The organism is Kocuria sediminis, from assembly GCF_009735315.1.
Taxonomy (GTDB): domain Bacteria; phylum Actinomycetota; class Actinomycetes; order Actinomycetales; family Micrococcaceae; genus Kocuria; species Kocuria turfanensis.
The window spans coordinates 138,916-151,102 of record NZ_WOGU01000005.1 but is presented as its reverse complement, the minus strand read 5'-3'; the positions used below and the strand labels follow the sequence as shown (position 1 = coordinate 151,102).

The window sequence follows — 12,187 nt, the reverse complement described above, 5'->3', positions numbered from 1 at the left end:
CGTGGTGTCCCGGTGAGCCCCGGTCCTCGTCGTGAGGGCCGGGGTTCGCTGCGCGCCCGGCCGCTCCCGACCGGCACCTCGCCGCCTCGGTGAGCCCTGCCCGGCGAGGACCTCTGCCCGGCGAGGACCTCTGCCCGGCCCGCTCCCGCTCAGCCGGTTCTCCTCAGCCGGTTCTCCTCCGCCGCTCCCGCTCAGCCGGTCCCGCTCAGCCGGTTCTCCTCCGCCGCTCCCGCTCAGCCGACCGTGATCCGCACCCGGGCCGGCAGCAGCGCGTCGAGGTCCCCGTCCAGGGCGAGAGCCGGTGTGGAGGAGCCGAGCGCGGCCTCCGGGACGCCGCGCAGCGCCATCCGCAGGGCCAGCTCCGTGGTCAGCCACGGGGTGGTGCCGTAGCCGGGGTTGCCCTGGGCCTCCAGCACGGCGGGGAAGGTGCTCCCCTGGTGGGTGGTGAAGACCCCGCGGGTCGTCCAGGACCAGCCGGTGAGGACGTCCCCCGTCGGGCCGGTGCCCACCTGCGGCAGCCGCGCCGCCAGGACGTCGGCCACGCGGGCGCGCACCGGGTGCGGCAGGCGGCTGACGAGCCCGGCCGAGCACTGGACCACGGCCACCGCCGTGGCCGCGGCGCACCGCCCGGCGCCGGGCAGCCCTCCCGCACGGCCCAGGTCCGCGGCCTCCCGGAACGCGAGGGGGTGGGCGGCGGCCCCCGGCACCGGGCTGAGGGCCTGGGTGCGGTGGACCACCGGCGGGTTGATCGCCGCGAGCGGGCTCATGGGGGCCAGCACCCGGCCGCCGGCGGTCCGGGGTCGCAGGCGCAGCGGGCTGGCGCGGCGCACCGCCCCGGGGTCGGCGGCGGTGCCGGTGCCGGGCGCCGGCGCGGGAAGGCGCGCGGCGACGTCCCCCATCCGGGCGGGGACGGGATCCCGCAGGACCTCGACGAGGCTCTGCAGGGTCCCGCCCGAGACCGACTCGGAGAACCCCGTCCCCGGCGGGGTGCGCACGGAGGTCACGAGGTCGGCGGTGCGCAGGGTCTCGCCGCGGGCGGCGGCGTGCCGGCGGGCGGCGTCCACCAGGACGTCGGCGGGCAGGGCCTCGAAGCCGGCCGTGTGCACCACGGCCACCCCGGCGGCCCGCGCGGGCGCGTCCAGGTCCCGGTCGGTGCGGTGGGCCAGCTGCGGCTCGCCGGTCAGGTCCAGGTAGTGGGCGCCCTCCGCGACGCACGCCGCCAGCACCGGCGGGGCCAGCCGGGTGTAGGGGCCGGCCAGGTTGACCAGGACGTCGGTCCGCCGCACGAACGCGCGCAGGGATCCGGGGTCCGTCACGTCGGCGGGCACGACCTCGGGAACGGGGATCCCGCGCTCGGCGCACAGGGCGCGCACGCGCTCGGGGTCCCGGGCGCCGACGACGACGTCGACTCCCGCCTCGGGCGCCCGCGCCACGAGGTGGGCCAGTGCCACGCGCCCGGTGATGCCGGTGGCCCCGAGCAGGCCCACGACGGGCCGGGGGTTCTGGGTGGAGTCCATCCGGTCACTCTAGGGGACCGGCCCGGGCGGGGCTTTTCCGAAGCCGGCTCCCAGGTCCGTCCCCTACCGTGGTCGGCAAGGATCCGCGCCCTTCGAGAAAGGTCCTCCCGTGAGCACCTCCCCCGTCCGCGCCCCTGCCGGTCCCGCCCGGCCGACCGCCGCGGACCGCACCCGCCAGGTCGTGGTCACGATCAGCGAGATCGCGTGCGTGCTGGGCACCCTGGTGGGGATCGGCCTGTTCGGCACCCGGGTCGAGGAGTCCTCCGGCGGCAGCCTCGCCGCGGACGCCACCCTGCTCGCCCCGGCGGGCACGGCGTTCTCCATCTGGTCGGTGATCTACCTGGGCCTGTCCGCGTACACCGTCTGGCAGTGGCTGCCCTCGCGCGCCGCCGACCCGCGCGCCCGCGCCACCGGCTGGCTCGCGGCGGTCTCCATGCTCCTCAACGCCGGCTGGCTGCTGGTCACCCAGCAGGGGTGGATCTGGGTCAGCGTCGGCGTCATCGTCGCCCTGGCCCTCGTCCTGGGCCTGCTGGTGCAGCGCCTGGCCGAGCTGCCGGACCCGGGCACCCGGCTGGACCAGCTCGTGGCGGACGGCACGTTCGGGCTGTACCTGGGCTGGGTGGCCGTCGCGACGGCGGCCAACGTCGCGGCCGCCCTCGTCGCCTCGGGCGTGCGCCAGGAGGGGCCGGGCGCGGAGTGGATCGGCGTGGCCGTGGTGCTCGTGCTGGCCGCGGTGCTGGCGTGGATCCAGCACCGGGTCGGCGGGCGCTGGGCCGTGGCCGCCGCCTCCGCGTGGGGCCTGTCCTGGATCGCGGTCGGCCGGGCCCTGGATGAGCCCCAGTCGCTGACCCTGGCCTACGGCGCGGCCCTCGCCGCCGTGCTGGTCGTGGTCGCCACGGCGCTCGCGCGCGGACGCGCCCCCGCGCCCGGCACGGCCCCGCACGCGGCGGGACGCACGGAGCGCGGCCCGCGGACGGCGACCGTGCGGAGCTAGGACGCCGACCGCACGAGCCCAGGACGCCGGCCCCACAGGGCTAGGACGCCGACCGCTCCTGGAGGTCCTCCCCGGCCCGCGCCCGCACCACGGCGTCCACGGCGCGGATGAAGCCCAGGTGGCTGAACGCCTGCGGGAAGTTCCCGGCCAGCCGCCCGGTGCCGGGGTCGAACTCCTCGGCGTAGAGGCCGAGGTCGTTGGCGTAGCCGGCCAGCTGCTCCAGCAGCTGCCCGGCGTCGTCCACCCGGCCGCTGCGCGCGTACTGCTCCACGAGCCAGAACGTGCAGATGAGGAACGGGTACTCCCCGCCCTCCAGCCCGTCCAGCCCGGAGGCCGTCCGGTACCGGTGCACCAGCCCGTGCTCTCCGCGCAGGTCGGCCTCGATCCGGGCGACCGTGCCGAGCATCCGCGGGTCGTCGTAGGCCACGAACCCGGTGTGCGGCAGCTGGAGCAGGGAGGCGTCGACCTCGGTGCCGCCGTAGGTCTGGGTGAAGGTGTTCAGCTCCTCGTGGAAGCCCCGCTCCATGATCTCGGTGCACAGCCGCTCCCGCAGCTCGCGCCACCGCTGCACCGGCCCGCTCAGCCCGTGCTCCTCCACCGCACGGATGCCCTGGTCGAAGGCGGCCCACATCATGGCCCGCCCGTGCACGAAGAACGCCGGGTCCCCGCGCATCTCCCAGATGCCGTGCCCGGGACGGTCGTAGTGGTGCTCGCAGAAGCGCAGCAGGTTCCTTTGCAGCCCCCAGGAGTACTCGTCCTCCGGCACGCCGGCGTCACGCAGGGCGGCCAGCGCCAGCATGACCTCGCCCACCACGTCGGCCTGGTACTGGCCCACGGCCCCGTTGCCGATCCGCACCGGCGCCGAGTCCTCGTACCCGGCGAGGTGGCCCAGCTCGGTCTCGGCCAGCCGCCGCTCCCCGGCCAGGCCGTACATGATCTGCACCTGGTCGGGATCTCCGGCCACGGCCCGCAGCAGCCAGTTGCGCCAGTGCAGCGCGCCGTCGGTGAAGTCGTGGGCGACGAGCACCTCGATGGTCAGGGCCGCGTCGCGCAGCCAGGTGTAGCGGTAGTCCCAGTTGCGCACTCCCCCGAACTCCTCCGGCAGGGAGGTGGTGGGGGCGGCCACGATCCCGCCGGTGCCGCGGTGGGTGAGCGCCCGCAGCACGAGCAGGGAGCGCAGCACGGCCTGCTCATGGCGCTTGTGCGTGCTCACGTGGGAGGACCACTCGGTCCAGAACCTGACCGCCTGGTCCAGGGCCCGGGCGGCATCCACCGGCCGGGGCAGCGGGTGGTGGGACTCGTGCCAGGTCAGCGCCCAGTCCAGGGACTCCCCGGCGGAGAGCGCGAACCGTCCGGCCAGCCGGTCGGAGACCCCGCCCGCGTCGTCGTCGGGCCGGCCGGGCTCCTCCGGCGCCGCGTCCGATCGCGGCTCGGCCGGCGCGGCCGCGGGGGCGTGCAGCATGGGCCCGGTCAGCAGCAGGGCGTCGGGGCCGGCGATCGAGAGCAGCCCGCAGGTGCCGGCCGCGTCCACCGCGACCCGCCGGGTCCAGGGCAGGGCGCGGCTGTAGTCGAAGCGGATCCGCAGGTCGTGCTCCACCTCCACCCTCCCGGCGGTGCACTCGACCCGGCGCACCAGGTCGGCGTGGTCGGGGTGGCCCTCCGGCCCGCCCGGGGGCAGGAAGTCGGTGACCACGGCGGTGCCGGTGGGGGTGCGCCACGTGGTCTCGAGCACGAAGGTGCGGGGCAGGTAGCGGCGGGAGGCGACCTCGCCGTCGACGGCGGAGAGCTTCCAGCGCCCGTCCTCCGGGCCGCCGAGCAGGGCGGCGAAGACCGACGGGGAGTCGAACCGGGGGAAGCACAGCCAGTCGATGCTGCCGTCGCGGGACACCAGCGGACCGGTGTGCAGGTCGGACAGGAGGGCGTAGTCCTCCAGGGGCGTGGACGGGGACCGCCGGGGTTCGTTGCTCATGCGCCCAGTCAACCAGCCGGGGCGCTCCGGCCCCCGGACACGGCGAGGTCGTGGGCGAGGACGGCGAGCTCGAGCAGCAGCCGGCCGCGCGGTTCCTGCGGGCTGCACCCGGTCAGCTCCACGAGCCGGCGGCTGCGGTAGATGACGGTGTTGCGGTGGCAGAACAGCTCCTCCGCCGCGGCCGTCGGCGAGCCGCTGTGCCGCAGGAGCGCGCGCAGCGTGTCCAGCAGCGTGGTGCGCTGGTGGGCCGGCAGGGCGAGCACCGGGGCCAGGACCTGCTCGACGATCATCGAGCCCACCTCCGGGCTCGTCTCGACCAGCAGCTCCGGCAGGCGGGCCGAGGCCCACACGAGCCGCCGCGCCCCCACCGGCAGGGTCGCGGCCGCCCGGGCGGCCAGCCGGAAGGCCGCCGCGGTGTCCGCCATGCCCTGCCGGGCCAGGGCCACCCCCACGCGGCCGTCCACGGCCGGGCGCAGCAGGTCGCTCAGCCACGCCTCGTCGGCGCCCTGCATGGCGACCACCCCGTAGAGGGCGCCGTCGCGCACGCCCCAGCGGGAGGTCCCGCCCATCCGTTCCACCCGGTCCTCGGGGTGGTGCAGGGGCTCGCTGTGCGGGTCCTCCACGACGGCGACGACGCAGGCGACCGGGGCGTCGGCGCGGATCCCGAGGATCTGCTCGGCCTGGGCGGCGAACTCCGGGTCGGCGGCCCGGCCCTCGAGCAGGCCCGCCAGGTAGTTCTCCTGCCGGCGCAGGTCCCGCAGCTCCCGCCGGGCGGTCTCGCGCCGGTAGGCCTCGCTCATGACCTCGCTCTGCACCCCCAGGTCGTGCCACAGCCGGCGGCCGGCGGTGACGAGCTCCTCGGCGGTGATCTCGGCCCGGCCGTCCCGCACCCGGTCGGTCATCGCCTCCCAGAGCAGCAGGTTGCCGGTGGTGTAGGCGGACAGCACCGCCTCCAGCGGAACGCCCTGGCGCGCCCGCTCGATGCCCGTGTCCCGCCACACGTCGACCGCGCGGGCCGTGCCGCCGTCGTCGTCCGCGCGCCCGGCGAGGATGCGCAGGCCCCGGCCGACGTGCTCGCGGGTGCTCCGGCGCAGCAGCGCCTGCAGCTCGGGGGTGGACCAGCCGCCGCCGGCCGGGCCCTTCGCGAGCAGCACGGCGGTGATCCCGTCGGCGATCCGGTCCGCGTCCTCCAGCATCCCGGTCCAGGCGCGGCGGAGCCGGTCCTGCCCGCCGGCCTGCGCCGCGGCCTGTGCCTCGATGTGCTCCATCGCTCCACGATCGCACGCGGTGCACAGTCCGGACCACTGAGCGGCCGCCGCTGCACAAGGATCTTCGTGCACCGCGCCCATGTACCGGCTGTGATGCGGAGCACAGGATGGTGGTCAGCGCCGATGCCCGTCCGAGCCCAGGAGCACCCCATGACCCAGACCGCGACCGCACCCCGGACCTCCGTGCTGGAGGACCACGACATCTACCGGCTCGACGCCCGCCTCACCGACGAGGAGCGCGCGATCCGGGACAGGGTGCGCGCCTTCGTCGACGCTGAGGTCCGCCCCGTCATCAACGACTACTGGGAGCGCGCGGAGTTCCCCTTCGAGCTCGTCCCGAAGCTCGCCGAGCTCGGCGTGGCCGGCACCGTCATCCAGGGCCACGGCTGCCCGGGGATGAGCCGGATGGCCGGGGCCCAGGTGTCCCTGGAGCTGGCCCGCGGGGACGGCTCGATCAACACGTTCTTCGGGGTGCACTCCGGCCTGGCCATGGGCTCGATCAACACCCTCGGCTCGGAGGAGCAGAAGCAGCGGTGGCTGCCGGCCATGGCCCGCCTCGAGCGGATCGGCGCGTTCGCGCTCACCGAGCCGGAGCACGGCTCCGACTCCGTGGCCCTGGAGACCAGCGCCCGGCGCGAGGGGGACACCTGGGTGCTCGACGGGGCGAAGCGCTGGATCGGCAACGCCTCCTACGCCCACGTGGTGATCATCTACGCCCGCGACGTCGCGGACGGCCAGGTCAAGGCCTTCGTGCTCGAGCGCGAACCGGACGCGGAGTTCCCCGCCGGGTTCCGCCCCACCGTGATCACCGGCAAGATCGGCAAGCGCGCGATCCTGCAGCCGGACATCGTCATCGAGGACCTGCGCATCCCCGATAGGAACCGCCTGCAGCGCTGCGACTCCTTCAAGGACGTCAACAAGGTCCTCAACGCCACCCGCGGCGGGGTGGCGTGGGAGGCCCTCGGCCACGCGATCGCCGCCTACGAGATCGCCGTCCGCTACGCCGGCGAGCGCAAGCAGTTCGGCCGGTCGATCGGCAGCTACCAGCTCGTGCAGAACAACCTGGCCAACATGCTCGCCGAGACCACGGCGATCAAGCTGATCTGCTTCCGGATCGTCGAGCTCCAGGACGAGGGCGCCCTCACCGGCCCCATGGCCTCCCTGGCCAAGCTCACCGCGGCCAAGAAGGCCCGCTGGGTCGTCTCCACGGCCCGCGACGTCCTGGGCGGCAACGGGCTCCTGCTCGAGCACGACGTCGCCCGCCACCTCACCGACATGGAGGTGGTCTACACCTACGAGGGCACCGACTCCATGCAGTCCCTCATCGTCGGCCGCGCGATCACCGGCGTCTCGGCCTTCGCCTGACCCCCGCCCGGCCCCCGCTCACCCCACCGGAAGGAACCCCGTGCCCGAAGCCGTCATCGTCTCCGCCGTCCGCTCCCCCATCGGCCGCGCCCGCAAGGGCTCCCTGCGCGAGATGCGCGCCGACGACATGGCCGCCCAGATGGTCCGCGCCGCCCTCGACAGGGTGCCCGAGCTCGACCCCTCGGAGATCGACGACCTGATCCTGGGCTGCGGCGTCCCGGAGGCCGAGTCCGGGCAGAACCTCGGCCGTCTCGTGGCCGTCCGCGCCGGTCTCGACGACGTCCCGGGGACCACGATCACCCGGTTCTGCTCGTCCAGCCTGCAGACCACCCGCATGGCCATGCACGCGATCCGGGCCGGTGAGGGCAGCGTCTTCCTCTCCGCCGGGGTGGAGGCCACGAGCCGCCTGGGCCGGGGCCGCTCGGACGAGGACACCCGCAACCCGTACTTCCGGCAGGCGTGGGAGCGCTCGGACCGGCGCGCCGCGGGCGGGGCCGGGACGTGGGAGGACCCCCGGGACGACGGCGGGGTCCCGGACGTCTACATCGCCATGGGCCAGACCGCGGAGAACGTCGCCCAGCTGCGCGGCGTGTCCCGGGAGGCGCAGGACGCCTACGCGGTGCGCTCGCAGCACCGCGCCGAGCAGGCGCAGGCCAGCGGCTTCTGGGACCGGGAGATCGCCCCGCTCGCCCTGCCGGACGGCACGCTCGTGACGCGCGACGACAGCCCCCGGCCCGGCACCACGCTCGAGGCGGTCGCCCAGCTGAGCCCGGTGTTCCGGCCCGACGGGACGGTCACCGCCGGCAACGCGTGCCCCATGAACGACGGCGCCGCCGCGCTGGTGATCATGAGCGACACCCGGGCCAAGGAGCTGGGGCTGACCCCGCTCGCCCGCATCGTCTCGACGGGGCTGTCCGCCCTCTCGCCGGAGATCATGGGCCTGGGCCCGGTCGAGGCGTCCCAGCAGGCGCTGGCCCGGGCGGGGATGAGCATCGACGACGTGGACCTCGTGGAGCTCAACGAGGCCTTCGCGGCCCAGGTGCTGCCCTCCGCCGAGGACCTCGGCGTCCCCGAGGACAAGCTCAACGTCAACGGCGGGGCCATCGCGCTGGGCCACCCGTGGGGCATGACCGGCGCCCGGATCACCGCCACCCTGCTGAACGGCCTGCGCCAGCACGACCGGCAGATCGGCCTGGAGACGATGTGCGTGGGCGGCGGCCAGGGCATGGCGATAATCGTGGAGCGGCTCTCGTGAGCGAGACCGCCGGCTCCCGCTGCCGGCGCTTCGAGGACCGGGTCGCCGTGGTCACCGGCGCGAGCCGGGGCATCGGCCTCGGCATCGCCGAGCGCCTCGTGGCCGAGGGCGCCCGGGTCTGCCTGACGGCGCGGAAGCCCGAGGCCCTGGAGGCCGCCGTGGAGTGCCTCGGCGGGCCGGAGCGGGCGATCGCGGTGCCGGGCCAGGGCAGCGACCCCGACCACCACGCGGAGGTCGTCGAGCGCACCCTGGAGGCCTTCGGCCGGCTCGACCACCTGGTGAACAACACCGGGATCAACCCCGTGTACGGCACCCTCGACGAGCTCGACCACGCGGCGGCGCGCAAGATCGTCGAGGTCAACGTGCTCGGCACGCTCTCGATGACCCGCGCGGCCGCGCGGACGGGGCTCGGCGCCCACGGCTCGGTGGTCAACGTCGCCTCCGTGGCGGGCACGCGCCCGGCCCCGGGCATCGGGTTCTACGGGGCCACCAAGGCCGCCGTCCTGCACCTCACCGAGGAGCTGGCCCTCGAGCTGGCCCCGCGCGTGCGGGTGAACGCGGTGGCGCCGGCGATCGTGCGCACCCGCTTCGCGGCGGCGCTGCTGGCCGAGGGCGAGGAGCAGGTCGCCGCAGGCTATCCCCTCGGCCGGATCGGCACCCCCGCCGACGTCGCCGCCGCCACCGCCTTCCTGCTCTCCGAGGACGCGTCCTGGATCACCGGGCGCACCCTCGTGCTCGACGGCGGCTCAGGCCTCAACGGCCCGCTCTGAGCGCCCGCACCGGGTGGATCGGCCACGGCGGTCCACCCGGCGGCATCACCCGCCGACATCACCCGCCGACATCACCCGCCGGACCCACCCGACCGACCCGCCCGACCGACCCGCCCCGACCGGCACGTCCGGCCGACCCCAGGAGGACCCATGACCACGCACCAGCGCACCGCCGTCGTCACCGGCGCGGCCCGCGGCATCGGTGCCGCGCTCGCGCAGCGGCTCGCCGCCGACGGGATGGCCGTCGCCGCCGTCGACCTCTCCGCCGACGCGTGCTCCGACGTCGTCGAGGCCATCACCGCGGCCGGGGGCACGGCCCGGGCCTACGCCGCGGACGTCGCCGACGAGGCGTCCGTCGCCGGGCTCGTCGAGGAGGTGGCGGCCGAGCTCGGCCCGCCCACCGTGCTCGTGAACAACGCCGGCGTGCTGCGGGACAACCTGCTGTTCCGGATGAGCGCCGACGACTGGGACACGGTGATGAACGTCCACCTGCGCGGGCACTTCCTCATGTCCCGCGCCGTGCAGGCGCACATGACGGAGCAGGGCTGGGGACGGATCGTCAACATCTCCTCGACCTCGGCCCTGGGCAACCGCGGGCAGGCCAACTACGCGGCCGCCAAGGCGGGCATCCAGGGATTCACGAAGACCCTGGCGATCGAGCTCGGCAAGTTCGGCGTCACCGTCAACGCGATCGCCCCGGGGCTGATCGAGACCGCGATGACGCGGGCGACCGCGGAGCGGATGGGCGTGCCCTACGAGCAGTTCGTCGAGAAGGCCGCCCAGCAGATCCCGGTGGCCCGGACCGGCACCCCCGAGGACATCGCCGCGGCGGCGTCCTTCTTCGTCCGCGAGGACGCGTCCTTCGTCTCCGGACAGGTGCTCTACGTCGCCGGCGGGCCGCGCGCCTGACGACCGGCCGGGCCGGACCTCCGGCAGGCCGCCCGGACAGCAGCCGATCCACAGAACAGGAGAGAGCAGATGCAGACCTACCCCGGGATCGACGAGTACGCCGCGGCGATCGGCACGCACCTCGGCCACAGCGCGTGGCGGACGGTCACGCAGGAGCAGGTGGACCTCTTCGCCGACGCCACCGACGACCACCAGTGGATCCACACCGACCCGGAGCGGGCCCGGTCCGGTCCCTTCGGCGGGCCGATCGCGCACGGGTTCCTCACCCTCTCGCTGGTGCCCGCGTTCCTGCGGGAGATCTACCGGGTGGAGGGCCTGTCCATGGTGGTCAACTACGGCTCCGACAAGGTCCGCTTCCCCCGCCCGGTGCCCGTGGGCTGCCGGGTCCGCGCGGGCGCGGAGCTGATCGGCCTCGAGCGCGGCCCGCAGGGAGCCCGGGCGACCGTGCGCGTCACGGTCGAGGTCGAGGACTCCGACCGGCCCGCCTGCGTGGCCGAGATCGTCTCGCTGCTGCGCCCGTGATCGGCCACGCGGCGCCCGCCCGGCCCGTCCCACCACCGCGTCCATGACCGATTCCACGATCGACTCCAGGAGCACCCGATGACCTTCAACGTGTCCGTGATGCTGCGCGAGACCGCGACGGCCACCCCCGAGAAGGCGTGCGTGGTGCTCGGGCGGCGCAGCTGGAGCTTCCGCGAGGTGGACGCGGCCGCCGACCTCGTGGCCGCGAACCTGCGCGCCCTCGGGCTCCCGCCCGGCACGGCGGTCGGGGTCCAGCTGCCCAACGTCCCGCAGTTCCTCTTCGCGTACTACGGGATCACCCGGGCAGGCTGCGTCATGGTCCCCATGAACCCGCTGCTCACGGCCCGCGAGGTCACCCACCAGCTGCGCACCGCCGACTGCGCGCTGCTGGTGACCACGGACGCGGTGGCCGCCGAGGCCCTGGCCGGTGCCCGCGGGGCCGGGGACGTCGCCGTGTACGTCGTGGACACCGGCACGGGCTCCCGCCCGGAGGGCACCCGCGACTTCGCCGAGCTGCTCAGCCGCCGCCCGCCCGTGGACGCCGCGGCGACCGCGGCCGACGACACGGCGGTGATCGTCTTCACGAGCGGGACGACCGGAGCCCCCAAGGGCGCGGAGCTGACCCACTTCGGGATCTACATGAACTCCACGGCCTCGGCGGAGCGCGTGCCGGTGGACCCGGACGGCACGGTGCTGGCGGTCCTGCCGTTCTTCCACGTGTACGGACTCACCAGCGTGCTCAACATCGGGGTGCGCTTCGGGGTGACGCTGGTCCTGCTGCCGCGGTTCGACCCCGCCGCGGCGATGGACCTGATCGAGCGGCACCGGGTGGTGCGCTTCTCCGCCGTCCCCACCATGCTGATCGCGATGCTGGAGGCGGGCACCGCGGGCCGGGACCTCTCCAGCGTGGAACGGGTGACCTCCGGGGGCGCCGCGCTGCCGGGCGAGGTCCTGCGCCGCTTCGAGGCCGAGTTCCCGAACGCCACGGTCCTGGAGGGCTACGGGCTGTCCGAGTCCACCAGCTCCGTCTCGGTCAACGTCTCGCGGGAGGAGCGCAAGGTGCTGTCCATCGGCAGGCCCCTGTGGGGGACGCAGTGCCGCGTGGTCGACGACGAGGGCACCGTCCTGCCGCCCGGCCCCGAGCACGTCGGCGAGCTGCTCTACAGAGGGCCCACGATCATGAAGGGCTACTACGGGGACCCCGAGGCCACGGCCGCGGCGCTGCGGGACGGGTGGCTGCACACCGGGGACCTGGGCTGGATGGACGAGGACGGCTTCGTCTTCGTGGTGGACCGCAAGAAGGAGCTCATCATCCGCGGCGGGTACAACGTCTACCCCCGAGAGGTCGAGGAGGTGATCGCCACGCATCCCGCGGTGTCCGAGGTGGCCGTGGTGGGCAGGCCCCACCCCCGGCACGGCCAGGAGATCGTCGCGGTCGTCAGCCCCCGCCCCGGCACGGCTGTCAGCGCGGAGGAGATCGTGGCGCACGCCCGGCGCTCGCTGGCCGCCTACAAGTATCCCCGCGAGGTCGTCGTCCTCGCCGAGCTGCCGAAGACGGCCACGGGCAAGATCCGCAAACGGGACCTGGCCGCGGAGGTCGCCGCGGAGGCGTGACCGC

Annotated in this window: 10 protein-coding genes; 7 read left to right on the top strand and 3 right to left on the bottom strand. The window is 75.1% G+C overall.

Going from position 1 to position 12,187, the window contains the following annotated elements; all coding sequences use genetic code 11:
* Positions 1-233: 233 nt before the first annotated feature.
* A complete protein-coding gene (locus GMA12_RS07710) occupies positions 234-1,517 on the bottom strand; it encodes a saccharopine dehydrogenase NADP-binding domain-containing protein (protein ID WP_156268748.1) in 1,284 nt (427 codons plus the stop codon).
* A gap of 109 nt (positions 1,518-1,626) precedes the next feature.
* On the opposite strand from GMA12_RS07710, the gene GMA12_RS07705 reads away from it, so the two are divergent.
* Positions 1,627-2,511, top strand: coding sequence for a TspO-related membrane protein (locus GMA12_RS07705; RefSeq protein WP_370830725.1), 885 nt, complete (start codon positions 1,627-1,629; stop codon positions 2,509-2,511).
* A 40-nt stretch (positions 2,512-2,551) separates the two neighbouring features.
* Here GMA12_RS07705 and GMA12_RS07700 read toward each other — a convergent pair whose 3' ends face one another.
* Both GMA12_RS07700 and GMA12_RS07695 read right to left on the bottom strand, forming a co-directional pair.
* Positions 2,552-4,480, bottom strand: a complete 1,929-nt coding sequence (locus GMA12_RS07700) for a glycoside hydrolase family 15 protein (protein ID WP_156268746.1) — start codon at positions 4,478-4,480, stop codon at positions 2,552-2,554.
* Between the two features lie 8 nt (positions 4,481-4,488).
* Entirely contained in the window at positions 4,489-5,748 is a 1,260-nt protein-coding gene (locus tag GMA12_RS07695) for a helix-turn-helix domain-containing protein (RefSeq protein WP_156268744.1), read from the bottom strand.
* A 150-nt stretch (positions 5,749-5,898) separates the two neighbouring features.
* On the opposite strand from GMA12_RS07695, the gene GMA12_RS07690 reads away from it, so the two are divergent.
* The 6 genes from GMA12_RS07690 (at position 5,899) to GMA12_RS07665 (ending at position 12,183) form a co-directional block, all read left to right on the top strand.
* Positions 5,899-7,113: an acyl-CoA dehydrogenase family protein gene (locus GMA12_RS07690; RefSeq protein ID WP_156268742.1), complete on the top strand. Its 1,215-nt coding sequence runs from the start codon at positions 5,899-5,901 to the stop codon at positions 7,111-7,113.
* A gap of 40 nt (positions 7,114-7,153) precedes the next feature.
* Entirely contained in the window at positions 7,154-8,368 is a 1,215-nt protein-coding gene (locus GMA12_RS07685) for an acetyl-CoA C-acetyltransferase (protein ID WP_162459619.1), read from the top strand.
* Positions 8,365-9,138: an SDR family oxidoreductase gene (locus GMA12_RS07680; protein WP_162459618.1), complete on the top strand. Its 774-nt coding sequence runs from the start codon at positions 8,365-8,367 to the stop codon at positions 9,136-9,138. Before GMA12_RS07685 ends, GMA12_RS07680 begins: the two co-directional genes overlap by 4 nt.
* A gap of 150 nt (positions 9,139-9,288) precedes the next feature.
* Positions 9,289-10,047 (top strand): 3-oxoacyl-ACP reductase FabG, encoded by a 759-nt coding sequence (gene fabG, locus GMA12_RS07675; RefSeq protein WP_156268740.1) that lies wholly within the window; start codon positions 9,289-9,291, stop codon positions 10,045-10,047.
* Positions 10,048-10,116: 69 nt separating this feature from the next.
* Positions 10,117-10,569 carry a MaoC family dehydratase gene (locus GMA12_RS07670; RefSeq protein WP_156268738.1) on the top strand — a complete coding sequence of 151 codons (453 nt, stop codon included), beginning with the start codon at positions 10,117-10,119 and terminating at the stop codon, positions 10,567-10,569.
* 78 nt (positions 10,570-10,647) lie between these two features.
* Positions 10,648-12,183 carry an AMP-binding protein gene (locus tag GMA12_RS07665; protein WP_156268736.1) on the top strand — a complete coding sequence of 512 codons (1,536 nt, stop codon included), beginning with the start codon at positions 10,648-10,650 and terminating at the stop codon, positions 12,181-12,183.
* Positions 12,184-12,187 lie beyond the last annotated feature (4 nt).

What these genes read in the sequence shown, in the direction of transcription:
- GMA12_RS07710 (WP_156268748.1), bottom strand. Translation starts at nt 1,517, where the DNA reads ATGGACTCCACCCAGAACCCCCGGCCCGTCGTGGGCCTGCTCGGGGCC.
- GMA12_RS07700 (WP_156268746.1), bottom strand. Translation starts at nt 4,480, where the DNA reads ATGAGCAACGAACCCCGGCGGTCCCCGTCCACGCCCCTGGAGGACTAC.
- GMA12_RS07695 (WP_156268744.1), bottom strand. Translation starts at nt 5,748, where the DNA reads ATGGAGCACATCGAGGCACAGGCCGCGGCGCAGGCCGGCGGGCAGGAC.
- GMA12_RS07690 (WP_156268742.1), top strand. Translation starts at nt 5,899, where the DNA reads ATGACCCAGACCGCGACCGCACCCCGGACCTCCGTGCTGGAGGACCAC.
- fabG (WP_156268740.1), top strand. Translation starts at nt 9,289, where the DNA reads ATGACCACGCACCAGCGCACCGCCGTCGTCACCGGCGCGGCCCGCGGC.
- GMA12_RS07670 (WP_156268738.1), top strand. Translation starts at nt 10,117, where the DNA reads ATGCAGACCTACCCCGGGATCGACGAGTACGCCGCGGCGATCGGCACG.
- GMA12_RS07665 (WP_156268736.1), top strand. Translation starts at nt 10,648, where the DNA reads ATGACCTTCAACGTGTCCGTGATGCTGCGCGAGACCGCGACGGCCACC.